The following is a 21,564-nucleotide window of genomic DNA, read 5'->3' as shown; positions in this document are numbered from 1 at the left end:
GGACGCCCGCCCCCGGAGGGACGGGCGCCGTTCAGGCCGGGGCCCGGATCAGTATTGCGGCGCGTCGTCGCCGAACCACTTCACGATCAGCTCGTTGAGGGAGCCGTCCTCCTTCATCGCGGTGATCGCCGCGTCGAACTTCTCGCGCATCTCGCCGTCCGTCTCGCGCACGCCCATGCCGACGCCGCCGCCCAGCGGCACGCCCTCGCCCACGATCATCAGCTCGCCGCCCGACTCCTCGACCGTCGGCATCAGCGCGTCCGCGTCGGCGAACACGGCGTCCGCCTCGCCGTTGCGCACGGCGGCCACGGTCTCGTCGTAGGTCGCGAACTCGAGGAGCGTCGCGCCCGACTCGGCGACGTAGCCGGCTTGGATCGTGTTCACCTGCGCCGCGATCACGCCGTTCTCGAGATCCGCGTCCTCGGACAGGGCCACGTAGTTGGACTCGGTCGGCGGGAAGTAGTTCTGCGTGAAGTCGATCACCTCGTCGCGCTCGTCGGTGATGCTCATGCCGGCCATGATGGTGTCGTAGTTGCCGGACGTGAGGTTGGGGATGATCGAATCCCACTCGTTGGTCACCCACTCGCAGGTGTAGCCGGCGGCCTCGCAGAGCATGTTGCCGAGCTCGATCTCGAACCCGTCCACGTCGCCCGCGTCGTTGATGAAGTTGTAGGGGGCGTAGGCGCCCTCGGTGCCCATGCGGATGGTCTGGGCGTGGCCGTCGGCCAAGGCGGCCCCGGCGGTCAGCGCGGCGGCGGCCGCGAGGATGATGGTCTTCATTGGGGTCTCTCCCGGTTGTGTTGGACGTCAGGCCGCCGTCGCGGACAGGAATCCGCGCAGCCGCTCGCTCTTGGGTTGCCCGAAGAGGGCGGCGGGCGCCCCCTCCTCCTCGATCTTGCCCTTGTGCAGGAAGATCACGTGGTCGCTGCAGTCGCGCGCCATGTTCATGTCGTGGGTCACCAGCAGCATGGTGCGCCCCTCCTCGGCCAGCGCGCGGATCACGCGCACGACCTCCTGCTCCAGTTCGGGGTCCAGCGCGCTCGTCGGCTCGTCGAACAGGAGGGCGCGGGGCTCCATGCACAGGGCGCGCGCGATGGCCGCGCGCTGCTGCTGCCCGCCCGACAGCTCCGAGGGCCAGCGGTCCGCCTTGTCGCCGATGCCCACCTTGTCGAGGTAGTCGCGGGCCTTCGCCTCCACCTCCGCCGGCTCGCGCCCAAGCACCTGCACCGGGGCCTCCATCACGTTCTGGAGCACGGTGAGGTGGGACCACAGGTTGAACTGCTGGAACACCATCGAGAGGTTGGTGCGGATGCGGACCACCTGCCTGGGGTCCGCCGGATGCCGCCCGAGACCCTCGCCGCGCCAGCGCACGGGGTCGCCCTCGAACACCACGTCGCCCGCCTGCGAATCTTCCAGCAGGTTGCAGCACCTGAGCAGGGTCGACTTCCCCGACCCGGACGACCCGATCAGCGAGATCACCTGCCCCTGCCGCGCGGACAGGTCGACGCCCTTCAGGACCTCCAAGGACCCATAGGCCTTGTGGAGGTCGCGGATCTCGAGGACGGGCGTGGGATCGGGCAAGTCGGGGTCCGGTCGCGGTTTGAGCGGTTGGAGCGCAAATGCGGGGGGATTGCAACGTTCACGCGGCGTTGCGCGACGGCGGGGCCGGCAAGCTGCACGCGCGGTAGGTGCCCGCGTCCACGGCGACGACGCCGCGCAGCCCGCTCGCGCGGCGCAGGGCCGCGGGCAGGCGCGCCAAGCCCCCGGCCAGCGCCGCGCGCAGGGCGGCGGCCCGGTCGGGGAACGCGGTCACCAGCGGCGGCGCGGGCGTGGGCGCCGTCACGCGCCGCACCGACAGGCGCGGATGCGGCGCGAGGCGCCACGTCACCATGTCGATGGCCGCGACATGCGCCGCCCCCCCGGCCACCGCCGCCATGCTCGCCGCATGGCTCCCGGTGAAGCGGACGGGCCGCTCGCCCCACCCCTGATCGGCCAGTGCGCCCCAGCCCGACTGGCTGTCCGGGGCGTTGGCCGCCATGCCCGCGGCGGCGGCCGCGTCGGGGGCCCGGCGGTCGTCGAGCCGCTGCACGATCACCGACCGGTAGGCCCCCGGCGCCGTGTCCGGCAGCCCGAAGTCGAACGCCCCCACGAGGGCGAGGCGGTCGCGCCACCGCATCCCCCACATCGGCGCGCAGCACTGCGACAGCAGGAGGTCGGCGCGGTCCAGCAGCCCCGTGCCCGGCCACGTCAGCGCCTCGGGCCAGCCGTCCCGCCGGGCCGCGGCCCAGAGCGCGTCGAGCGCGGGCCGCGCGCCGGGATACCACGGCAGCGCGGCGATCATCCGCGCGCTTCGGCCCTTTGCCGCGCCAGCGCCGAGTCCCGGTCCGCGATCCCCAGCAGGTTGGCGAGCAGCCGCATCAGCCCGTCCTCCTCCTCGTCGCGCGCGCCATCGGCCAGCGCCACGGACCACAGCGACTCGAGCAGCGCCGTGCGCTCCTCCAGCGGCACCGCGTCCTTGAGCGCGCGGGTGAAGCGCACCGTGTCGGGCGCCTCGGCCTCCAAGGTCTCCGCCTCGCCCCGCAGGCGGCCCGCCTCGGACGGGGAGAGGCCGTGGCGGTCCGTCAGGACGCGGTCGATGCGGTCCCGCTCGACGGCGGCGTAGTCGCCGTCGGCCCGCGCGAGCCGCACGAGCAGCGCGGCGAGCGCGAGGCGCTCGTCCGGTTCGGGGAGGCGGGCGGGCTGGGGCGCGGCGAGGGAGCGGAGGAGGTCGGCGAACATGGGGCGGAGATAGGGGCGACGGGCGCCGGTGGCAAAGGTGGGGGCCCGGCGACCCCGCGCGCCCCGCTCAGCAGGGCCCCGACAGCACCATCGCCCACCAGCGCCGCCCGCCGCCATCGGCCCACGCCACCGCGCCGCGCGTCATCGCGGGCGACATCAGGTTCGCCCGGTGCCCGCGCGACCCCATCCACGCCCGCACCGCATGGCGCGGGTCGTGCATCCCCATCCCGACGTTCTCCGCGCCCCGGCAGCCGCCCGCCCCCGCCGCGCGCAGCCGCGCCCCGAGGCCGCCCGCGCCGTCGTGACCGAGCCGCCCGCGCCGCGCCATCCGCGCCGCTTGGTCCAGCGCCGCGCGGGCCAGCGCGGGATCGGCGGCCAAGGGCGGCAGGCCCGCCGCCGCCCGCTCCCGCGAGGCGAGGGCGAGCGCCTCCGCCGAGACGTCCCGCGCGGCGGCGGGGAGGGCGAGGAGGCACAGCAGGAGGGACAGGACGAATCGCATGGACCCCGGATGCCACGCGACCCGTGAAGAAACCGTTGCCGGCCGCCATTGCGGGGGCGATGGGCGAGGCATAGCCTATCCCGCACCAACCCCTCCGAGGTGATCCATGCATATCGGCATCCTCCAAGCCGGTCACACGCCCCCCGAGCTCGTGGAGGCGCGGGGCGACTTCGACGCGATGTTCGCCGACCTGCTCGCGGGCCACGGCTTCCGCTTCACCTCGTGGGACGTGGAGCGCATGGACTTCCCCGAGGGCGTCCACGCCGCCGAGGGCTGGCTCATCACCGGCTCGAAGCACGGCGCCTACGAGGACCACCCGTTCATCCCGCCGCTGGAGGCGTTCGTCCGCCGGGCGCACGCCGCGCGCGTCCCCCTCGCGGGCATCTGCTTCGGCCACCAGATCGTGGCGCAGGCGATGGGCGGGCGCGTGGTGAAGTTCCCCGGCGGCTGGTCCGTGGGCCGCCGCGACTACGTCACCGCGGACGGCGCGCCGATGGCGCTCAACGCGTGGCACCAGGACCAGGTGGTCGAGCCGCCCGAGACCGCGCGCACCATCCTCTCCAACGCGTTCTGCACCCACGCCGCCCTCGCCTACCCCCACGCGCTCACGGTCCAGCCGCACCCCGAGTTCGGCAACGACCTGATCGGCGACTACGTGGCCACCCGGCGCGGCACCGGCACCTACCCCGACGCGCTGATGGAGCAGGCGGCGCGCGACGTGGGCCGACCCACCGACCGCCGCGCCTTCGGCGACGCCATCGCGCGCTTCTTCCTCACCGGCGAGGTCCGCTTGGAGGCGCCCCATGCCGCGTGACGCCGACTGGCAGGATCGCATCCCCGACCACGCCCGCGCCTACCTCTCGGGCCGCACGCTGGACGAGGTGGAGTGCGTCGTGGCCGACCTGTCGGGCATCGCGCGCGGCAAGGCGATGCCCGCGACGAAGTTCGCCAAGCAGGAGCGGTTCTTCCTGCCCGCCTCCATCTTCCAGCAGACCATCGCGGGCGACTGGGCCGACGACGGCGACGCCGCCTTCACCGAGCCGGACATGATCCTGCGGCCCGACCTGTCGACCACGCGCGCGCTGCCGTGGACGGCCGACTGGACCGTGCAGGTCATCCACGACATGGAGGGGCAGGACGGCACGCCCATGCCGGTCGCCCCCCGCAACGTGCTCAAGCGCGTGGTCTCGCTCTACGAGGCGCGCGGCTGGACGCCCGTCGTCGCCCCGGAGATGGAGTTCTACCTCGTCGCCCGGAACACCGACCCCGCGCAGGCCGTCGTGCCGCCCATGGGCCGCTCGGGGCGGCGCGCGGCGGCGCGGCAGGCCTACTCCATGTCCGCCGTCGACGAGTACGGCCCCGTCATCGACGATATCTACGACTTCGCCGAGGCGATGGGCCTCGAGATCGACGGCATCCTGCAGGAGGGCGGCTCGGGCCAGGTGGAGCTGAACCTCGCGCATGGCGACCCGGTCGCGCTCGCCGACGACCTGTTCTGCTTCAAGCGCATGATCCGCGAGGCGGCGCTGCGCCACGACATGCACGCGACCTTCATGGCCAAGCCCATTCAGGACGAGCCCGGCAGCGCCATGCACCTCCACCACTCCGTCGTGGACGCGGACGGGCGCAACATCTTCACCGCCCCCGACGGCACCGAGACGCCGCAGTTCCTCCACTTCATCGGGGGGATGCAGCGCCACCTGCCGCAGGTGATCGCGATCCTGGCCCCTTACGTGAACTCCTACCGGCGCTACGTCCGCGACTTCGCCGCGCCGGTGAACCTGCAATGGGGCCGCGACAACCGGACGACGGGGCTGCGCGTCCCCGTCTCGGACGCCGCCGCCAAGCGGATCGAGAACCGCATCGCGGGCATGGACGTGAACCCCTACCTCGCCATCGCGGCCTCCTTGGCGACGGGCTACCTCGGGCTGGTGAACGAGACCCCGCCCGCGCCGCAGTTCACCGGCGACGCCTATTCCAGCGAGGAGGACCTGCCCCGCGAGCTCGGGGCCGCGCTCGACCTGTTCGAGGCGGCGACCGAGATCCACGAGGTGCTCCACCCCCACTTCGCGTCCATCTACGCCGCGGTGAAGCGGATGGAGTACGGGGCCTTCCTGCAGGAGATCTCGCCGTGGGAGCGCGAGCACCTGCTCCTCAACGTGTGATGCTGGACCTGCGCCCCAACTGCGAATGGTGCGACCGGGACCTGCCGCCCGACAGCCCCCACGCCATGATTTGCACCTACGAGTGCACCTATTGCGCCGACTGCGTCCGGGACGTGCTGCACGGCGTCTGCGCGACCTGCGGGGGCAACCTCGTGCCGCGCCCGATCCGGCCTCGCGTCAGGCACCGCGACGGCGTGGGCACGGGGCTGGCGAACACGCCCGCCTCGACCGAGCGGGTGCGCTCCCGCTGGACGGCGGAGGAGGTGGCCGCGCTCGCCGCCAAGCTGCGCGACGTGCCGCCGGGGGAGCGGTGAGGGCCGGCATGGTCCGTCGCTCCTGTTCCAAGCGCCCCGCGCGATACGGCCGCGCCAGCGGCCCGCGCATCGCCGGGCCGCCCCCCGGCCCGGCGATTGGTCCGAGGTGCCGCAACGCCGGAGCGTCGTGCGGGGGGGCAGCCATAAATCGCGGAGCACCGGCCTCGGCTCGCCGCGCCGCGGCCCTTCGATGCGCTCCCGCCACCCCATGACCTCCCCCCTCCACGCCAACGGCGAGCGGCACGCCTACCCCGCCTCGCTCTACGCCGCGACAAATGAGGCCCTGCCCCCGTTCCCCCGCCTCGAGACCCGGCGCGAAGCCGACCTCTGCGTCATCGGCGGCGGCATCACCGGCCTGTCCTGCGCGCTGCACGCCGCCCAAGCGGGCCTGTCGGTGGTGCTCTTGGAGGCGCACCGCCTCGGCTGGGGCGCGTCGGGGCGCAACGGGGGGCAGGTGCAGTCGGGGTTCAATTGGGCGCACGCGCGGCTGGCCCGCACGCTCGGCCCCAAGACCGCCGCCGCCCTCGCCGCCCTCGCCGCCGAGGCCGTGGCCCTCACCCGCGACCTCGCCCACGCCCACGCGGACGGGGCGGGCTGGGCCCCCGGCATCGTCCACGCCTGCCGCACGGAGGCCGCGCTCCATCGCGCCGCCGCCGCAGAGCCCGACGCCCCCCGCCTCGACCGCGCCGCCCTCGCCGCCCGCATCGGCACGGACCACTACGCGGGCGGCCTGCTGGACGAGGGCGCCGCCTGCATGGACCCGCTCGCCTACACGCTGGGCCTCGCCCGCGCCTGCCGAGCGGCGGGCGTCGCGCTCCACGAGCGCTCGGAGGTCCACCGCATCCGCCCCGACAAACCGCACGAGGCCGCGACGGGCCAAGGCGCCGTGCGCGCCCGCACGCTCGTCCACGCGACCAACGGCTATTCCCCGTGGCTCGTGCCGCAGGCGGCGGCGCGGGTCCTGCCGCTCAACAACTACATCGCCGCCACGCCGCCGGGGGTCTGGGCCATGCCGCGCGAGGGGGCGGTAGGCTTCTCCGACGACCGCACGGTGGTCCACTACGTGAGGCAGGACGCCGAGGGCCGCCTGATCTTCGGCGGCGGCGAGTCCTACGGCCGCCGCTTCCCCCGCGACATCCGCGCGCTGGTCCGCCGCAACCTCGCCCGCACCTACCCGCATCTACGGGACGTCGACCTCCCCCACGCCTGGGGCGGCACGCTCGCCGTCACCGCCTCCCGCCTCCCGTGGGTGGCCGAGCCCGCTCCCGGCCTCTGGTCCGTCGGCGGCTACTCCGGCCACGGCCTCGCGTTGGCGGGGCTGGTCGGGAAGGCCCTCGCCGCCGCCGCCACCGGAGACCGCACCGCCGCCGACACCCTCGCCCGTCTGCCGGTGCCCGCGCTGCCGGGAGGGCGGTGGCTGGGGGCACTGGCGGTGAACGTGGGGATGGCGTGGGGGGCGGTGCGGGATCGGGTGTAAGGGGGGTCTCACCCACCCTACAGTCGCTAGAGCGACCCGTTCTTACGCCGATGCATAACGTCCACCCTGCAAATTTCGTGAACGATATCAGGATGTAGATTGTGGCGGAAGGCGATCTGGTTGAGATCTTGGCCTACCGCAAGCAACGACTCGACAGTCGAGTGTGGAAGGATGACCTCAGCTGCGGCGAAGATGCCAGCGTCGTCCGCAGCTACATTGAGCGTATACCGTCCGCCACGTTCAACGAGTGTTGAGAGTACGCCTCGCGCCGAAGCCGGAGTAGGGCTGTAGCGGTCCATAGGCGTGAAGCAGTGCATCATCTCCTTGATAATGATGAAGTCTCGCCAATGCTGCTCAAGCCGACTGTCGACGTAGATGTATGCGAGTTCACGGCTAGGCGCGCTATCCGTGCTAGGGACCATCAGACGAGCAAACGTTCCTTCAACAGGATCTGGTAAGGGCCTGTCGATGTGGACGAAAAGCTCGTCGACACTCGTAAGATTAGACTCGAGTATCCCCTTCCAAACCTCGGTCACGTTCATTCCGTTACCTATGGCACGTCCTGATCGCTTGTGACGTAGTTCGTGAAGGTGCTGGGCTACCTTGGTATGTTCCAACGAAAAATCCCCCCAAAGCTCGGAGCTAGGGGGGACTCAAATGTGCAAGTCCGCGTTTGTTCTCCTAGCGTTCGGCCGACCTAGGCCAACGCTTCGGGACCCGCAAGAGGTTGAGCTTCGCGAACCACCTCTGCAAGCCCCTCGTCGAGGGCATCGAGGTCCTGATCATCAACCTTGCTCGGGTTGACGATGAACTTCACGTCACGGACCTCTGCGTTCGGGTGCTTATCACGAAGCGCAGCGTATAGCTTTTCCATGTCTGCACTCCTTCCAAGATGTAGACGAACCACTCTCCCATGTGGTTCCCCATCCACACCAAAACAATGAATGCTCCGTGAAGACGGAGCGTCATTTTCTTGGCGCTTCGGCAAAACGCTGTGCCCACTAAACCGCAGCGGACGGGCGAGGCAAGCAGGTTTCTTCGCCCGCCTGTAGTTGGCGGTCACCCCCACTCCCCCTCGAACTCCCGCCACTCGCCCTTGCTCATCCCGCTCTCCTCGAACCCCACCGTCTCCCCGGCCAGCCGCCGCCGGAGCACCTCGGCGCCCTTGGCCGAGACCTGCACCGCGCCGAGCCGGTAGTCCTCGAACGCGCCGTAGGCGGCGGGCACCCAGTCGGCGACGACCTTGCACAGCGCCTCGGCGTAGACCCGGATCTCCCACTGGGCGTGGGGGTCGGCGCGCAGGCGCAGGAAGTGGAACAGGTTGTGGAGGTCCGCCTTCCAGTACCACTGCGTGTAGACGTTGGCGGGGAGGTTCATGCGCGCCAGCTCGCGCGCCAGCCCCTGCTGGGGCGAGCCGTCGGGCGCGGTGTCGCCGATCATCGCCTCGTAGTGGTCGTAGGCCCGCTCGCTGTCGTCGCGCAGCCAGTCGAGGACGCGGGCGGCCTCCTCGCCGCCGAGGCTCTCGCCGCGGCCTTGGTTGTTGACGGCGGACTGGGCGGCGAGGTGCTCCGGCGCGGGCACGTAGAACTCCCGGTCGAGGATGGAGTAGCGCGCCGAGTACTCGTTCACGTTGGCCGTGCGGTGGCGGATCCACTGGCGGGCCACGAAGACGGGCAGCTTCACGTGGAGCTTCACCTCGCACATCTCGAAGGGCGTCGAGTGCCAGTGCCGCATGAGGTAGCGGATCAGCCCCGCGTCGTTCTGCACCGACTTGGTGCCCTTGCCGTAGGAGACGCGGGCAGCCTGACAGATGGCGGCATCATCGCCCATGTAATCGACGACGCGGACGAAGCCGTGGTCGAGGCAGGGAATGGCGGAGTAGAGATGCTTCTCCATTCCTTCCGCAGTCGCCCGCAGGGTCTGCCGTGTCGTCGCACGCGCGGTGTCGATTTCGGTCTGCTGCTCCGGGGAGATGCGACCTGTCTGCTTGGTGATCTCGTTCATGTGCCTGCCTCCAGCCCAGCGCGCTTTCCGCGCGTCTCCAAGGCGGGGGAAGCGGGAAACAGGGCAAGGATGCGGCGACCCCGGAGGGAGAGTCCAAATCGGGGCACGTGATGTGGAGCCGCCGTCACGGACCGCAACATGTGCCCCAGAACCGCCACAATCGTTGAGACCGATTCGAACCTCGCCTATCGGATCGGTAGGCAGGGGTTCGAGGGGCAAGGATGCAGGGCACGGATCGCGGCACGGCGTGGCTGGAGCGGCGCATGGGCGACTGGGCGCGGCGGCGCCTGCCGCCCGCGGCGGCGGAGTTCGCGATGTTCGTGCTCAAGCAGGGCTGGGCCGCGCTGTTCGGCGGGCTGTTCCTCGCGGCGATCGTCGTGACGCGGCTGACGTGGCAGGCGGACTGGCCGGTGACGCGCTACGACGGGCTGTTCGTGTTCGCGCTGGCCACGCAGGCGGCGTTCCTCGCGCTGCGGCTCGAATCGTGGGCGGAGGCCAAGGTCATCGCGCTGTTCCACGTCACGGGGACCGCGATGGAGGTGTTCAAGCTGCGCATGGGGTCGTGGGACTATCCCGACCACGGGGTCTTCGAGATCGGCGGCGTGCCCCTGTTCTCGGGCTTCATGTACGCCGCCGTGGGCAGCTACATCGCCCGCGTGATCCGCGTCCACGACATGCGGTTCAGCCCCTACCCGCCGCTCTGGGCGGCCTTCGCGCTGGCGGGGGCGATCTACCTCAACTTCTTCTGGCACCATTTCGGGCCCGACCTGCGCTACGCGCTGATGGCGGGGACGCTCGTGCTGTTCGCCCGCACCCGCGTCTGGTTCCGCGTGTCGGGGTGGCACTGGATGCCGATGCCGCTGGCCGCCCTGCTCGCCGCGCTCGCGCTCTGGATCGCGGAGAACGTGGGCACGTTCACCCGGACGTGGGTCTATGCCGGGCAGGGGGCGCTCGACCTCGTGTCCTTGGGCAAGCTGGGGTCGTGGTACCTGCTGCTGTGGGTGGCGTTCGGGACGGTGACGCTGGTGTCGCGGGGGGCGCTGGTGCGGGGGGCGTGGACGCCGCCCGCGCGGTCGGGCACCGGGGCCGCGCGGGCCGCCTGACGCGCGCGTCAAGGGGCGGCTTCCCGCCGACCGCCGCCCCGCGCGGCCCGCCCCCGATTGCGGACCGGGGGCCCCGCCCCCACCCTCGCGCCGCCCGGAGCCGGACGGGACGACCTCCGCCGGACGGGCCGCCCGAGGGACACGGACGCCATGACGCAGATCACCCTGACCGCCGGCGCGCGGTTCGACCAGTCGACCTTCGACCCCGAGGGGACCGGGACCGTCCTCGCCGCGACGGCGACGCGGTTCGAGTACCAGACCACCAGCGGCCACGTCGTGACGCTGCGCGGCGCGGGCCTGACCTACGGGGCCGATCCCGACGCGGGCCCGACCGGCGGCGCGCTCGACCGCGTCGACGTGATCGCGCCGTCGGGCGGCGGGACCGCCCGCCTCGCCGTGGACCTCCCGGCCGCAGGGCTGCCGGTCGGCTTCTACACGGAGGCGGACGCCTTCTGGGCCGCGCTTCTCGCGGGGGACGACGCCGTGGACCTGTCGCGCGGCTCCCCCGAGATCGACCTGTTCGGGCGCACCCTGCTCGCCGGGGACGGGCTGGGCCTGCGCGAGGGGGCCCGCACGGGGGGCGACGACACGTTCGACCTCGGCGGCGCGGGGGTGCAGGTCTATGGCGACCTCGTGAGCATGGGGAACACAGGCGGCGTCCGCGCGGTGCTCGACGGCGGCGACGACACCATCACGGGCGGGGCCGGGGCCGAGCGCCAGACGGTGCACGGCGACGTCGGCGTCGTGACGTGGCGCGAGATCGTCCGCGGAGGGGACGACCGGATCGCCCTCGCCTCGGACGCGACCGTCTACGGCGACGTCTACCGCCAGCTCTACGGCGGCGCGCTGACGGGCGGGGACGACGTGATCACCCTCCTCGGGGGGAGCGGCTCGCGGGTCTTCGGCGACGCCTTCGAGATCGACGACTTCGGCAGCGCGATCGTCTTCCGCGGCGGGGACGACACCATCGACGCAGGCGGGGCCGACGGGGGCGTCGTCGTCCGGGGCGACATCGACAAGATGATCCTCGGCCTCTCCACGGTCACGGACGGGCGCCAGATCGAGTTCGGCGACGACGTCGTCGTCGGCTCCGCCGGGAACGACACCATCGCGGGCGACGCGGAATACGCCTCGACCACCGTGCGCGTCCGGGCCGGGTCGGACCGGATCGACGGCGGGGACGGCGACGACCTGATCCACGGCGACGTGGCGGCCTTCGGCTCGAACACGAACCTCCGGCTCTTCGCGGGCGGCCACGACACGATCGACGGCGGCGCCGGCGCGGACACGATCCACGGCGGGTTCGGCGAGGACCTGCTGCGCGGCGACGACGGCGACGACCTGCTCTCGGGCGGGGCGCGGCAGGACACGCTGAGCGGCGGGGCGGGCGACGACACGCTGGACGGCGGCGACCGGGACGACGTCCTCTACGGGCGCAGCGGCGCGGACCGCCTCGAGGGCGGCGCGGGGCGCGACGCGCTGCGCGGCGGCACCGGGGCGGACACGATCGACGGGGACAAGGGGAACGACGTCCTCGACGGCGAGGCCGGCGACGACCGGATGAACGGCGGCGGCGGGGCCGACACGATCGAGGGCGGCAAGGGGAACGACCGCCTCCGGGGCGGCGGCGGGGCCGACACCTTCGTGTTCGCCCCCGGCGAGGGGCGGGACCGCGTGACCGACTTCACCGACGGGGCGGACCGCATCGACATCTCCGCGTTCTTCCCCGGCCCGTCGATCGCGACGTGGCGCGACGCGACCGACTCGGTGCGCGAGCGCGACGGCGACGTCGTGATCGAATGGGCGGGCGGCGGGCGCCTCGTCCTCGACGACGTGCGGCTCGTCCAGCTCACGGACGCCGACTTCCTGTTCTGACGCGAGCCGGCCCGGCGCGGGCGCGGACGCGCCCGCCGGGGGTGCCCTCGGGGGGCGGGGGCGGTGTATCAGCGTCCGCGAACCAACCGGAGGCTGACCGCCCATGTCGATCGAATACCTGCACACCATGGTCCGCGTGCTGGACCTCGAGAAGTCCATCGCCTTCTACGAGATGCTGGGCCTGACCGAGCGCCGCCGCACGGAGAACGAGAAGGGCCGCTTCACCCTCGTGTTCATGTGCCCGCCCGACCAGGCCGACGGGCGCGCCGACGTCGAGCTGACCTACAACTGGGACGGCGACGACGGGCTGCCCAGCGACTCGCGCCACTTCGGCCACCTCGCCTACCGCGTCGACGACATCTACGCGCTCTGCCAGACGCTGATGGACAACGGCGTCACCATCAACCGCCCGCCCCGCGACGGGCACATGGCCTTCGTCCGCTCGCCCGACAACGTCTCGGTGGAGTTGCTCCAGAAGGGGGACGCCAAGCCCCCGCAGGAGCCGTGGGCCAGCATGGAGAACACCGGGCACTGGTGACGTTAAGGACCGGGGCGAGAATGTGGCGAGGAGGGGGAGCTTGCCCCCAAATCGCCTAGACTTGTCCCCGGTCCCGGCCCGAATCCCGTCGCATCCCTGCCCCCGACCCGGAAACCGGGCGGAGAAGAGGGGACGCGACCATGGGACTGAACTTCCTGAAGGGCATCGACGGCAACGCGACCGTCGAGTTCGGAATCCTCGCCGCCGCCGTGGGCACCGTGGGCCTCGTGGCCGCGACGCTCATGGCCGCGCCCGGCCCGTCCGGGACGGCCACCGCCCAGCAGGTCCAGCTGACGGACATCGAGGCCACCTCCTTCGCGCCGCCCTCCTACCGCGACAGCGGCTCCTACCGCTCGTTCCGCGTGATGATCGACGGGATGGAGGAGGCCGACGTGCTGCGCCTCTACGACGGGCTGCCCGCCTCCTTCGAGGTCCGGCTCGGCCAAGGCGACATCGACGGCGCGGCCGAGGTGATCGACGCGCTTCAGGCGCTCGACGACACGATGCGCGCCCGCGACATCGAGCGGCCCGAGCACGTCCGCGACACGACCGAGGCGCTGATCGAGCGCCTCGCCGCAGCGAAGGGCTGAGCTACCCGGCCACCGCGCGCACGGCCGCCGCGACCCGGCGGCCCTCGTTCACGAGGACGTTGTAGGTGCGGCAGGCGGCGGGGGTCGACATGACCTCCAGCCCCAGCCCGGCGCCCTCCACGGCGGCCCGCAGGTCGCCGGAGGCGTGCGCGATCTCGGCGCCGGTCCCGAGCAGCACCACGTCCACCGCGTCCCGCAGCGCCACGAGCGGCGCGGGGTCGGCCCCGTCCCACGCGGACAGGCCGCCCGCGTGGAGCACCACGCCGCCGCGCACGACCTCCCCGCCGATGCGGAAGAAGCCGGGGCCGTAGCCGTCGAAGGGGCGGGCGTCGTCGAAGGAGAGTTCGGTCAGGTCCATGCCCGCGCAGCTAGGCCGTCAGGCCCCGCGCGGAAAGGGGGCCTCGAGGCCGAGACGGAACACGGCCTCGTCCACGTTCCCGCCGGAGGCGACGACGCAGACGTCCGGCCCGGCCCGGAACAGCGCGGCGGCCAGCGCCACGGCGCCCCCCGGCTCGAGCACGACGCGCAGGTGCTCCCACGCGGCCCGCATGGCCGACAGGGCCTCGGCGTCGGTCACGACGATCCCCGCGCCGCAGACGTCGCGCAGCACGGGGAAGGTGAGCCGCCCCGGCGCGGGCGTGATGATCGCGTCGCACAGCCCGCCGGATTCCCGCGCGTTGCGCTCGATCCGGCCCGAGGCCTGCGAGCGGCAGACGTCGTCGAACCCCTCCGGCTCGACGGGCCGCACCCGCGCGCGGCCCTCCAGCGCCAAGGCCGTCCCGGCGGTCAGGCCGCCGCCGCCGCAGCAGACCAGCACCTCCTCGACGTCGTCGGGCATCTCCTCGCCGATCTCCAGCCCGCAGGTCCCCTGCCCCGCCATGACGCGGGCGTCGTCGTAGGGCTTCACCACGGTCATGCCCCGCGCCTCCGCCTCGCGCGCGAGCACCGCGTCGCGGTCCTCGACGCCCCGCTCGTAGGTCACGACCTCGGCCCCGTAGGCGCGCGTCCGCTCCAGCTTCACGGCGGGCGCGTCGTGCGGCATCACGATCGCCGACGGGCAGCCGAGCAGCGCCGCCGAATGCGCCACCGCCTGCGCGTGGTTGCCCGAGGACATCGCGATCACGCCGCGCGCGCGCTCCTCCGGCGCGAGGCCCGACAGGGTGGCGTAGGCGCCGCGGAACTTGAACGAGCCGGTCACCTGCAGGCACTCCGCCTTGACCCAGACCCGGCGCTTGGCGGCGCGGTCCAGCAGCGGCGCGTTCAGCAGCGGCGTGCGCCGGGCCGCGCCGTCGAGGCGGCGGGCGGCGGCGCGGATGTCGTCCAGCGTGGGGGCGGCGGCGAAGGGGTCGGTCCAGATGCTCATGGGGCATGGGATAGGACGGTCCCACGCCCCGATCCACCGAAGCTTTGTACCCGACACGATGCGCTCAGAGCAGCATCGTCCACTCGTTGAGCGCCTCCAGCGCCTCCGGCTCGTCGAGGAACGGCACGTGGCCGCGGCCGGGAACGTGGGCGACCACCATGTCGGGGCGGCGGCGGGCCATCTCGTCGGCGGTGACGCGCGACAGCAGGTCCGACTCCGCGCCCCGGATCAGCGCCAGCGGCAGCCCTGCCAGCGCGTCGAACAGCGGCCAGAGGTCGGCGGCGGGCGCCGCGCCCGCCTTGATCGCCTCGCCCAGCCGCGCGTCGTAGCGCAGCTCCAGCCCGTCGCCCGTGTCGCGGTAGCGCCGCGCCGCCTCCTCGCGCCAGCGCTCGGCCGGGACGTCGCGGAACCCCTCCATCTGCGTGGCGAGCATCAGCGCCGCCTCGTCGAGGGTGCGCGCCTCCGGCGGCCGGCCCACGTAGTCCACGATCGCGTCCAGCCCCGCCGCGTCCAGCTCCGGCCCGATGTCCACGAGGCAGACGCCCGTGAGCCGCGCCTTGTGCGTCAGCGCCAGCGCCATCGCGATCAGCCCGCCGCGCGACGTGCCGAGGATCGCCGCCTGCGGCAGCCCCAGATGGTCCAGCAGCTCCACCACGTCCCGCGCCTCGGTCGGCACGGTGTAGTCCCGCCAGTCCGGCGCCCGCTGCGACCGCCCGCGCCCGCGGTAGTCCAGCCGGATCACCCGGTGCTCGCCCAAGAGGTAGGGCAGCACCGGCTCGAAGTCCTCGGCGTTGCGGGTCAGGCCCGACAGGCACAGGATCGGCGTGCCGTCCCCGTCGTCGTCGTAGACGAGGCGCAGTCCGTCGGAGGTCTTGAACTCGGGCATGGCGGGTCTCCTCGGGGGCCTCCATGCGCCATTCCGCGCCGGTTCGGAAGCGGCGGGCGAAAGGGCTGGCCCTCCCCGGCCCACGCGGCTGACCTAGGGTCAGCCAGCTGGAGCCGCCCGTGATCCGATCCGCCCTCGCCGCCCTCGCGCTCGCCCTGCCCGCCGCCGCGCAGGAGCCGCCGCCCTTCCCCACCGCCGGCGACCTCGCCGCCGCCATCGCCGCCCACGACGTGCCGGGGGTGGCGATGGCGACGCTGACCGGCTGCACGCCGGGGGGGACCGTGACGGCGGGCCTCGCGGACGTCGCGGCCGGCGCGCCGGTCACCGCCGACACCGCCTTCGAGGCCGCGTCGCTGACGAAGGCCGTGTTCGCGACGATCGTGATGCAGCTGGTGGACGAGGGGGTGATCGACCTCGACGCGCCCTTCGCCGAGACCTTCGCCTACCCCCGCATCCCCGACCCCCGCTACGCGCGGCTCACCCCGCGCCTCGTGCTGACGCACCGCACCGGACTGCCCAACTGGGTGGACGAGGGGACGGACTTCCACGACCGCACCGCGCCCATCCCGTTCGAGGCCGAGCCCGGCACCGCGTTCACCTATTCCGGCGAGGGGTTCCAGCTGCTGCAGGCCTTCGTCGAGGACCGCACCGGCGCCACCTTCGAGGCGCTCTTCGCCGCCCGCCTCGGCGCCGTCATGCCGCGCTCGGCGGTGGCCCGGCCCGTCCCGGCGGGCGTCGTCCCCGCGACCGCCTATGCCGATGCGTCCGGGGCCGAGCCGCGCGGCCTCGACAACCTCGCCGACCGCGCGATGGCGGCCAGCTCGCTGGTGACGACGGCGGACGACTACGCCCGCTTCCTCGCCTTCGTCTGCGACGGCGCGGGGCTGGAACCCGCGACGTGGGCCGAGATGACGCGGCCCCAGTCCCCCGTCCCGCCCGAGGTGCTGCGGATCGGCGAGGACGGGATCGAGCCGCCGCCGGGCTCGTGGGGCTTGGGCTGGATGATCCTCGACGTCGGCACCCCGATGGTCGGGCACGGCGGCAGCAACGACGAGTTCAACGCCTTCGCGGGCTTCCTGCCCGCCACGGGCGAGGGGATCGTGCTGCTCACCAACGGGCGCAACGGCGAGAAGATGGTCGAGACGGTGATGGCGGGGCTGACGCCGCCCCCCGGCTAGAGCGAGGCGGCGAGGTCCGGGATCGTCGCGAGGTCCGGCAGCACGTGGTGCGGGCGGTGCGGCAGCCGGTCCATCGGCAGGCCCGCGCGGTTCACCCACACGGTCTGGAAGCCGTAGCCCGCCGCCGCCGCCGCGTCCCAGCCGTTGGAGGAGACGAACATCACGTCGCCCACGTCGCACCCGTAGGCTGCGGTCACGAGGTCGTAGACCTCGCGCGCGGGCTTGAACCGGCCCACGCTCTCGACGGACAGGACGTGGTCCAGCAGCCGCGCGATCCCCGCCGACTGGACGGCGGCCGACAGCATCTCGGGCGAGCCGTTCGACAGGATGCCCGTGCCGCGCTCGGCGTCCTTGAGCGCGCCGAGCATGTCGGGCACCTCGGGGTAGGGGCTCAACTCACGGTAGAGCTGCATCAGCCGCTCGCGCAGGTCCGCGCGCTCGCCGAGGCCCGCCTTCTCCAGCGCCCAGTCGAGCCCGTCGCCCGTCACCTCCCAGAAGTCCGCGTGCTCGCCCGTGACGGCGCGCAGCCACGTGTACTGCAACTGCTTGTCGCGCCAGTCGGCGGCGAGGCCGGGCCATGCGTCGGCGAGCGCCTCGAACCCCTCCTCCCCGGCGGCGAGGCGGGCGGCGGCGGTGACGTCGAACAGCGTCCCGTAGGCGTCGAAGATGCAGGTGGTGACGGGCATGGGCGCTCCTCGCGGGGGGTCGCCGGGCTTGTCGCACGGGTCCCCCCGTGCGGCAACGGCGCGCGGCCTCAGGCGGGGTCGAGGCCCCGCGCCACCAGCGCGCATCCGGCGGCCGCGAAGAGCGTGCGGTCCCGCGTCCAGTCGAGGGTCGCGCGGGTCGCGACGGCGGAGCGGAGCGCCTCGCGCTCGGCGCGCAGGTCCGCGTCGGTGCGGTAGGCCGCGATGCCGATCCACGCGGCGACGTCCACCGGATCCTCGCCCCCGGCGGCCACGCGCGCGGTCTCCATCACCTGCACGGCGGCGACGCCGTCGGGGCAGTGGGGGGAGGCGAAGGCGCGCTGCACCGCCAAGCCGCGCATCGCGGCGGACTCGGGGTCGGGGAGGCCGTCCTCCAAGCCGCCGCGCACGGTGGCGCCCATGGCCAGCGCCGTGCCGAGCATCATCGCGGTGAGGACGACCCAGTCGATGGAGATCGTTCCGCGCTCGGATCTGATGAAGCGGCGGGCGGGCATCGGGCGGTCCTCGGCTCCTCCGTTGGGGGACGGGGCCGGAATGCCGTCGAGGTGGGGCATTTCTGGGGCAAGAAGGTGCAGATCGCGCCTCCGGCCGGGACCGGCCGTTTCCCGCCGATCAACCGTCGGAGCCGGTCCCGCCGACCGTTTACTCGCGCTCCGGTTGCGTGGACCAGTAACCCGGCAGGTCCCCCCGCGGCATGCGCGGCGGGGCCTTCACCCGGCCCAGCAGCGCCCCCACCGGCGCGGTGAGTCGCGACAGCACGGGGGACTTCCGGATCGCGGCCTTGGCCTTCTCGATCCGCATCACGTCCTCGATCCGGCGGTCGAGGAAGGCCCACGTCTCCGTCCTGTCCTCGCTCTCGTCGCCCAGCCAGTAGAGCACCGTGGACGCGTAGACGCCCGAAAGGGTCATCCGCTTGGTGTACCAGTTCGAATCCCGCGACGTGTCGCCCAGCGCGTCCCAGATCGCGTCCGCCGTGCCCCACATCGCCCGCGTCCCGTCGGCGGCGTGCATCGGCAGCGCGAACAGCGTGACGCCCCGGCGCACCGCCTCGCGGTCGGGCTCGGCGATCTCGAGGCGCGTGCGGACGGCGTGGGCCACCCGGTCCGCGTAGCGCATCTCGGTCAGGTCCTCGGCCGCGAGCCGCGCGCGCATCTCCTCGTCGCCGCGCCTGTGGAACGCCACCGCGAGGTCCAGCGCGCCCCGCGGCGCGGCCGCCCGCGCCTGCGCCGGGGTCAGGCCGGCGTCGGCCACGGCGGCGCGGAACGCCGCCTCGGACCAGCCGTCGAAGGGGACGTGGGGCAGGATCGCGTCGAGCAGCTTGTCGCGGGCGTCGGGCATGGGCGGACCTCCGGTCGGGTGCTGGACAAGGTAGGGTGCGGCGGGCTAGGGGGCCACCTCCTGCATCCTTGATGTGAACTCGAACCTAGAAAGGTGGTGAAAACCACATGCAGGTCAGCGTCCGCGACAACAATGTCGACCAAGCTCTGCGAGCCCTGAAGAAGAAGCTCCAGCGCGAAGGCGTCTTTCGCGAGATGAAGCTGCGTCAGCACTTCGAGAAGCCCTCGGAGAAGAAGGCGCGGCAGAAGGCCGAGGCCGTGCGCCGCGCGCGCAAGCTCGCCCGCAAGAAGGCCCAGCGCGAAGGGATGCTCTGAGCAGCCCGACCGCGACGGTCACGATTTCAGGACGCCCCCGTGTCGAGAGACGCGGGGGCGTCCGCCATTTCCGCACCTGCGAGATGGACGGGGCCGCGCGGGGCCGGACGCGGCGTGAATCGGATGTGAATTTCGTGAAGACCGGCCCGGATCGGGTGTACGAAACCGGCCCCGTCAGACCAGCGTGCCCTGCCCCATCGCCTCGACCGCGGCGCGCCCGCGCTCGGCCCGCAGGTTGCGCGCCAGCAGGTCCATCGCCGCCATCCGCACCGCCACGCCCATCTCCACCTGCTCTTGGATCACGGAGCGGTTGATGTCGTCGGCCAAGGTCCCGTCGATCTCCACGCCCCGGTTCATCGGGCCGGGATGCATGACGATGGCCTCCGGCTTGGCGTGGGAGAGCTTCTCGGAATCGAGGCCGAAGCGGTGGTAGTACTCGCGCTCCGACGGGATGAACCCGCCGTCCATCCGCTCCTTCTGCAGCCGCAGCATCATCACCACGTCCGCGTCGGCCAAACCGGCGGCCATGTCGTCGGTGACCTCGACGCCGAACTCGCCGATGCCGCTGGGCATCAGCGTGGGCGGGCCGACGAGGCGCACGCGGTTCTCCATCTTTCCCAAGAGGATGAGGTTCGACCGCGCCACCCGGCTGTGGGCCACGTCGCCGCAGATCGCGATGGTCAGGCGGTGCAGCCGCCCCTTCTCGCGCCGGATGGTCAGCGCGTCGAGCAGGGCCTGCGTCGGATGCTCGTGCCGCCCGTCGCCCGCGTTGAGGACGGCGCAGTCCACCTTCTGCGCCAGCAGGTCCACCGCGCCGGAATGGGGGTGGCGGACGACGAGGAGGTCGGGCCGCATGGCGTTGAGCGTGAGCGCCGTGTCGATCAGCGTCTCGCCCTTCTTCACGCTGCTGGCCTGCATGGCCATCGACATCACGTCCATGCCCAGCCGCTTGCCCGCCAGCTCGAACGACGCCTGCGTCCGGGTCGAGTTCTCGAAGAACATGTTGACCTGCGTCATGCCCGACAGCGCGTCGGTCCGCTGCCGTCCCTGCCGGCCGCGCTCGGCGTAGCGGTCGGCGGCGTCGAGCAGCGTGACGATCTCGTCGGGGGCGAGCGGCTCGATGCCGAGGAGGTGGCGCTGGCGGAACGGCATGGCCCCAGATGCGCCGCCCGCCGCCCCCGAGGCAAGCCCCCTCCCGGACGGGGGGCGCCCGCGCTACATGCCGGGGATGGACCTCGACGACCTCTCCCCCGACGCCCTGCGCGCGCTGCTGGAATGGCAGCGCGAGATGGGCGTGGACGAGGCCTTGACCGAGACCCCCGTCGACCGCTTCGCGCTGCCCGAGAAGATGCCGCAGCCCGCCGCCGCCGCGCCGCTGACCCCCGCCGCCGTGCAGGCCGCCCCCGCGGACGAGGCGGTCGATCCGGTGACGGAGGCCGAGCGCGCCGCCGCCGCCGCCGCCACGCTGGAGGATCTGCGCGCGGCCATCGAGCGCTATCCGCACTGCGACCTGCGCCTCGGGGCCAAGCAGGTGGTGTTCTCCGACGGCGACCCGCGCGCGCGCGTGATGCTGATCGGCGAGGCGCCGGGCCGCGACGAGGACCGGCAGGGCAAGCCGTTCGTCGGGCAGGCGGGGCAGCTGCTCGACAAGATGCTCGACGCCATCGGGATGTCGCGCCACGCCGACGATCCGGGCCGCTCGCTCTACATCACCAACCTGCTGCCGTGGCGCCCCGAGGGGAACCGCGACCCCACGGTGGAGGAGACGGCGATGATGCTGCCCTTCCTGCGCCGCCACGTGGAGCTGGCGGACCCCGAGGTGCTGATCCTGATGGGCAACCACGCCTGCTTCGCGCTGCTCGGGCGGCGGGGGATCACCAAGATGCGGGGCCAGTGGCTGGAGGCGATGGGCAAGCCCGCGATGCCGATGCTGCACACCGCCTACCTGCTGCGCCAGCCGCACGCCAAGCGGCAGGCGTGGGAGGACCTGCTCCGCCTGCAGGACCGGCTGGAGGCGAAGGCGTGATCGCCTACGTGACCGTCGGCGCCGACGACATGGAGGCGGCGGAGCGGTTCTACGCGACGCTGCTCCCGCCGCTCGGCTACCGGCTGGAGCGGTATCGCGGCGACCTCAGCTACATCCCCGACCGGGGGACGGAGTTCTACGTGAAGCGGCCCTTCGACGGCGCGCCCGCCACGGCGGGCAACGGCGTCATGGTCGCCTTCGAGGCGCGGGGGCAGGCCGAGGTGCGCGCGCTCCACGCCGCCGCCCTCGCGGCGGGCGGGACGGACGAGGGGGCGCCGGGCTTCCGCGACGCGTATGGCCCCTCCTTCTACGTGGGCTACCTGCGCGACCCGCAGGGCAACAAGCTGGCCCTCTACTCCAGCGATCCGGACGAGCCGGGGCGGGACGGTCGACGCGGCACGATCCCGTGACC

Annotated in this window: 27 protein-coding genes; 12 read left to right on the top strand and 15 right to left on the bottom strand. The window is 72.9% G+C overall.

Annotated elements, in window-relative coordinates; genetic code table 11:
- Positions 1-48: 48 nt before the first annotated feature.
- From JQC91_RS07290 to JQC91_RS07270, 5 genes are all read right to left on the bottom strand, one after another.
- Complete coding sequence (locus tag JQC91_RS07290) at positions 49-780, bottom strand: transporter substrate-binding domain-containing protein (RefSeq protein ID WP_203286141.1); 732 nt, start codon at positions 778-780, stop codon at positions 49-51.
- 27 nt (positions 781-807) lie between these two features.
- Complete coding sequence (locus tag JQC91_RS07285) at positions 808-1,581, bottom strand: ATP-binding cassette domain-containing protein (protein ID WP_203286140.1); 774 nt, start codon at positions 1,579-1,581, stop codon at positions 808-810.
- Positions 1,582-1,639: 58 nt separating this feature from the next.
- Complete coding sequence (locus JQC91_RS07280) at positions 1,640-2,341, bottom strand: hypothetical protein (RefSeq protein ID WP_203286139.1); 702 nt, start codon at positions 2,339-2,341, stop codon at positions 1,640-1,642.
- Positions 2,338-2,778 carry a TerB family tellurite resistance protein gene (locus JQC91_RS07275; protein WP_203286138.1) on the bottom strand — a complete coding sequence of 147 codons (441 nt, stop codon included), beginning with the start codon at positions 2,776-2,778 and terminating at the stop codon, positions 2,338-2,340. Before JQC91_RS07275 ends, JQC91_RS07280 begins: the two co-directional genes overlap by 4 nt.
- Before the next feature lie 67 nt (positions 2,779-2,845).
- The gene (locus JQC91_RS07270; protein WP_203286137.1) at positions 2,846-3,277 is read right to left on the bottom strand and encodes a CAP domain-containing protein; all 432 of its coding nucleotides are present in this window, start codon (positions 3,275-3,277) and stop codon (positions 2,846-2,848) included.
- Between the two features lie 106 nt (positions 3,278-3,383).
- Here JQC91_RS07270 and JQC91_RS07265 point away from each other — a divergent pair, with 106 nt between their 5' ends.
- From JQC91_RS07265 to JQC91_RS07250, 4 genes are all read left to right on the top strand, one after another.
- A complete protein-coding gene (locus JQC91_RS07265; protein WP_203286136.1) occupies positions 3,384-4,091 on the top strand; it encodes a type 1 glutamine amidotransferase in 708 nt (235 codons plus the stop codon).
- Entirely contained in the window at positions 4,081-5,442 is a 1,362-nt protein-coding gene (locus tag JQC91_RS07260; protein ID WP_203286135.1) for a glutamine synthetase family protein, read from the top strand. The genes JQC91_RS07265 and JQC91_RS07260 overlap by 11 nt, the downstream gene beginning before the upstream one ends.
- The gene (locus JQC91_RS07255; protein ID WP_203286134.1) at positions 5,442-5,756 is read left to right on the top strand and encodes a DUF1272 domain-containing protein; all 315 of its coding nucleotides are present in this window, start codon (positions 5,442-5,444) and stop codon (positions 5,754-5,756) included. The genes JQC91_RS07260 and JQC91_RS07255 overlap by 1 nt, the downstream gene beginning before the upstream one ends.
- A gap of 208 nt (positions 5,757-5,964) precedes the next feature.
- Complete coding sequence (locus tag JQC91_RS07250; RefSeq protein ID WP_203286133.1) at positions 5,965-7,233, top strand: FAD-binding oxidoreductase; 1,269 nt, start codon at positions 5,965-5,967, stop codon at positions 7,231-7,233.
- Positions 7,234-7,259: 26 nt separating this feature from the next.
- Here the strand turns inward: JQC91_RS07250 and JQC91_RS07245 are convergent, their stop codons facing one another.
- From JQC91_RS07245 to thyX, 3 genes are all read right to left on the bottom strand, one after another.
- A complete protein-coding gene (locus tag JQC91_RS07245; RefSeq protein ID WP_203286132.1) occupies positions 7,260-7,775 on the bottom strand; it encodes a hypothetical protein in 516 nt (171 codons plus the stop codon).
- A 155-nt stretch (positions 7,776-7,930) separates the two neighbouring features.
- The gene (locus JQC91_RS07240) at positions 7,931-8,107 is read right to left on the bottom strand and encodes a hypothetical protein (protein WP_203286131.1); all 177 of its coding nucleotides are present in this window, start codon (positions 8,105-8,107) and stop codon (positions 7,931-7,933) included.
- Between the two features lie 185 nt (positions 8,108-8,292).
- Positions 8,293-9,237: an FAD-dependent thymidylate synthase gene (thyX, locus tag JQC91_RS07235; RefSeq protein ID WP_203286130.1), complete on the bottom strand. Its 945-nt coding sequence runs from the start codon at positions 9,235-9,237 to the stop codon at positions 8,293-8,295.
- 221 nt (positions 9,238-9,458) lie between these two features.
- On the opposite strand from thyX, the gene JQC91_RS07230 reads away from it, so the two are divergent.
- The 4 genes from JQC91_RS07230 (at position 9,459) to JQC91_RS07215 (ending at position 13,343) form a co-directional block, all read left to right on the top strand.
- Positions 9,459-10,340, top strand: coding sequence for a DUF817 domain-containing protein (locus JQC91_RS07230; RefSeq protein WP_238941364.1), 882 nt, complete (start codon positions 9,459-9,461; stop codon positions 10,338-10,340).
- Positions 10,341-10,490: 150 nt separating this feature from the next.
- A complete protein-coding gene (locus tag JQC91_RS07225) occupies positions 10,491-12,215 on the top strand; it encodes a calcium-binding protein (RefSeq protein WP_203286129.1) in 1,725 nt (574 codons plus the stop codon).
- Positions 12,216-12,318: 103 nt separating this feature from the next.
- Positions 12,319-12,753 (top strand): VOC family protein, encoded by a 435-nt coding sequence (locus JQC91_RS07220; protein ID WP_203286128.1) that lies wholly within the window; start codon positions 12,319-12,321, stop codon positions 12,751-12,753.
- A 140-nt stretch (positions 12,754-12,893) separates the two neighbouring features.
- Complete coding sequence (locus JQC91_RS07215; RefSeq protein WP_203286127.1) at positions 12,894-13,343, top strand: hypothetical protein; 450 nt, start codon at positions 12,894-12,896, stop codon at positions 13,341-13,343.
- Position 13,344: 1 nt separating this feature from the next.
- On the opposite strand, the gene JQC91_RS07210 is transcribed toward JQC91_RS07215, so the two are convergent.
- The 3 genes from JQC91_RS07210 to JQC91_RS07200 all read right to left on the bottom strand — a co-directional run bounded on the left by JQC91_RS07210 (position 13,345) and on the right by JQC91_RS07200 (position 15,592).
- Positions 13,345-13,701 carry an Mth938-like domain-containing protein gene (locus tag JQC91_RS07210; RefSeq protein WP_203286126.1) on the bottom strand — a complete coding sequence of 119 codons (357 nt, stop codon included), beginning with the start codon at positions 13,699-13,701 and terminating at the stop codon, positions 13,345-13,347.
- A gap of 18 nt (positions 13,702-13,719) precedes the next feature.
- Positions 13,720-14,706, bottom strand: coding sequence for a threonine/serine dehydratase (locus JQC91_RS07205; protein ID WP_203286125.1), 987 nt, complete (start codon positions 14,704-14,706; stop codon positions 13,720-13,722).
- A 64-nt stretch (positions 14,707-14,770) separates the two neighbouring features.
- The gene (locus JQC91_RS07200; RefSeq protein WP_203286124.1) at positions 14,771-15,592 is read right to left on the bottom strand and encodes an alpha/beta hydrolase; all 822 of its coding nucleotides are present in this window, start codon (positions 15,590-15,592) and stop codon (positions 14,771-14,773) included.
- 119 nt (positions 15,593-15,711) lie between these two features.
- Between JQC91_RS07200 and JQC91_RS07195 the strand changes: the two genes are divergently transcribed.
- On the top strand, positions 15,712-16,770 hold the full coding sequence (locus JQC91_RS07195) for a serine hydrolase domain-containing protein (protein ID WP_203286123.1): 1,059 nt from the start codon (positions 15,712-15,714) through the stop codon (positions 16,768-16,770).
- Here JQC91_RS07195 and JQC91_RS07190 read toward each other — a convergent pair.
- The 3 genes from JQC91_RS07190 to JQC91_RS07180 all read right to left on the bottom strand — a co-directional run bounded on the left by JQC91_RS07190 (position 16,767) and on the right by JQC91_RS07180 (position 18,812).
- Positions 16,767-17,456, bottom strand: coding sequence for a haloacid dehalogenase type II (locus JQC91_RS07190; protein WP_203286122.1), 690 nt, complete (start codon positions 17,454-17,456; stop codon positions 16,767-16,769). The two genes, JQC91_RS07195 and JQC91_RS07190, sit on opposite strands and share 4 nt — an antisense overlap.
- Before the next feature lie 68 nt (positions 17,457-17,524).
- Positions 17,525-17,968 carry a hypothetical protein gene (locus tag JQC91_RS07185; RefSeq protein WP_203286121.1) on the bottom strand — a complete coding sequence of 148 codons (444 nt, stop codon included), beginning with the start codon at positions 17,966-17,968 and terminating at the stop codon, positions 17,525-17,527.
- Between the two features lie 148 nt (positions 17,969-18,116).
- Complete coding sequence (locus JQC91_RS07180; protein WP_203286120.1) at positions 18,117-18,812, bottom strand: COQ9 family protein; 696 nt, start codon at positions 18,810-18,812, stop codon at positions 18,117-18,119.
- Between the two features lie 107 nt (positions 18,813-18,919).
- Here JQC91_RS07180 and rpsU point away from each other — a divergent pair, with 107 nt between their 5' ends.
- Entirely contained in the window at positions 18,920-19,126 is a 207-nt protein-coding gene (rpsU, locus tag JQC91_RS07175; protein WP_203286119.1) for a 30S ribosomal protein S21, read from the top strand.
- A gap of 174 nt (positions 19,127-19,300) precedes the next feature.
- Here rpsU and JQC91_RS07170 read toward each other — a convergent pair whose 3' ends face one another.
- On the bottom strand, positions 19,301-20,278 hold the full coding sequence (locus JQC91_RS07170) for an aspartate carbamoyltransferase catalytic subunit (RefSeq protein ID WP_203286118.1): 978 nt from the start codon (positions 20,276-20,278) through the stop codon (positions 19,301-19,303).
- A gap of 76 nt (positions 20,279-20,354) precedes the next feature.
- On the opposite strand from JQC91_RS07170, the gene JQC91_RS07165 reads away from it, so the two are divergent.
- Positions 20,355-21,152: a uracil-DNA glycosylase gene (locus JQC91_RS07165; protein ID WP_203286117.1), complete on the top strand. Its 798-nt coding sequence runs from the start codon at positions 20,355-20,357 to the stop codon at positions 21,150-21,152.
- Positions 21,149-21,562: a VOC family protein gene (locus JQC91_RS07160; protein ID WP_203286116.1), complete on the top strand. Its 414-nt coding sequence runs from the start codon at positions 21,149-21,151 to the stop codon at positions 21,560-21,562. Before JQC91_RS07165 ends, JQC91_RS07160 begins: the two co-directional genes overlap by 4 nt.
- Positions 21,563-21,564 lie beyond the last annotated feature (2 nt).

It is taken from the genome of Jannaschia sp. Os4 (assembly GCF_016820245.1).
In the GTDB taxonomy this organism is placed as follows: Bacteria; Pseudomonadota; Alphaproteobacteria; order Rhodobacterales; family Rhodobacteraceae; genus Jannaschia.
The sequence above is the reverse complement of the archived record's forward strand: the minus strand, read 5'-3'. Positions and strand labels throughout refer to the sequence as shown.

Coding starts and splice junctions, on each gene's coding strand:
- JQC91_RS07205 (WP_203286125.1), bottom strand. CDS start 14,706: ATGAGCATCTGGACCGACCCCTTCGCCGCCGCCCCCACGCTGGACGAC.
- JQC91_RS07190 (WP_203286122.1), bottom strand. CDS start 17,456: ATGCCCGTCACCACCTGCATCTTCGACGCCTACGGGACGCTGTTCGAC.
- JQC91_RS07200 (WP_203286124.1), bottom strand. CDS start 15,592: ATGCCCGAGTTCAAGACCTCCGACGGACTGCGCCTCGTCTACGACGAC.
- JQC91_RS07215 (WP_203286127.1), top strand. CDS start 12,894: ATGGGACTGAACTTCCTGAAGGGCATCGACGGCAACGCGACCGTCGAG.
- JQC91_RS07225 (WP_203286129.1), top strand. CDS start 10,491: ATGACGCAGATCACCCTGACCGCCGGCGCGCGGTTCGACCAGTCGACC.
- JQC91_RS07220 (WP_203286128.1), top strand. CDS start 12,319: ATGTCGATCGAATACCTGCACACCATGGTCCGCGTGCTGGACCTCGAG.
- JQC91_RS07185 (WP_203286121.1), bottom strand. CDS start 17,968: ATGCCCGCCCGCCGCTTCATCAGATCCGAGCGCGGAACGATCTCCATC.
- rpsU (WP_203286119.1), top strand. CDS start 18,920: ATGCAGGTCAGCGTCCGCGACAACAATGTCGACCAAGCTCTGCGAGCC.
- JQC91_RS07260 (WP_203286135.1), top strand. CDS start 4,081: ATGCCGCGTGACGCCGACTGGCAGGATCGCATCCCCGACCACGCCCGC.
- JQC91_RS07230 (WP_238941364.1), top strand. CDS start 9,459: ATGCAGGGCACGGATCGCGGCACGGCGTGGCTGGAGCGGCGCATGGGC.
- JQC91_RS07210 (WP_203286126.1), bottom strand. CDS start 13,701: ATGGACCTGACCGAACTCTCCTTCGACGACGCCCGCCCCTTCGACGGC.
- JQC91_RS07270 (WP_203286137.1), bottom strand. CDS start 3,277: ATGCGATTCGTCCTGTCCCTCCTGCTGTGCCTCCTCGCCCTCCCCGCC.
- JQC91_RS07290 (WP_203286141.1), bottom strand. CDS start 780: ATGAAGACCATCATCCTCGCGGCCGCCGCCGCGCTGACCGCCGGGGCC.
- JQC91_RS07180 (WP_203286120.1), bottom strand. CDS start 18,812: ATGCCCGACGCCCGCGACAAGCTGCTCGACGCGATCCTGCCCCACGTC.
- JQC91_RS07275 (WP_203286138.1), bottom strand. CDS start 2,778: ATGTTCGCCGACCTCCTCCGCTCCCTCGCCGCGCCCCAGCCCGCCCGC.
- JQC91_RS07250 (WP_203286133.1), top strand. CDS start 5,965: ATGACCTCCCCCCTCCACGCCAACGGCGAGCGGCACGCCTACCCCGCC.
- JQC91_RS07280 (WP_203286139.1), bottom strand. CDS start 2,341: ATGATCGCCGCGCTGCCGTGGTATCCCGGCGCGCGGCCCGCGCTCGAC.
- thyX (WP_203286130.1), bottom strand. CDS start 9,237: ATGAACGAGATCACCAAGCAGACAGGTCGCATCTCCCCGGAGCAGCAG.
- JQC91_RS07240 (WP_203286131.1), bottom strand. CDS start 8,107: ATGGAAAAGCTATACGCTGCGCTTCGTGATAAGCACCCGAACGCAGAG.
- JQC91_RS07255 (WP_203286134.1), top strand. CDS start 5,442: ATGCTGGACCTGCGCCCCAACTGCGAATGGTGCGACCGGGACCTGCCG.
- JQC91_RS07265 (WP_203286136.1), top strand. CDS start 3,384: ATGCATATCGGCATCCTCCAAGCCGGTCACACGCCCCCCGAGCTCGTG.
- JQC91_RS07245 (WP_203286132.1), bottom strand. CDS start 7,775: ATGAACGTGACCGAGGTTTGGAAGGGGATACTCGAGTCTAATCTTACG.
- JQC91_RS07165 (WP_203286117.1), top strand. CDS start 20,355: ATGGACCTCGACGACCTCTCCCCCGACGCCCTGCGCGCGCTGCTGGAA.
- JQC91_RS07170 (WP_203286118.1), bottom strand. CDS start 20,278: ATGCCGTTCCGCCAGCGCCACCTCCTCGGCATCGAGCCGCTCGCCCCC.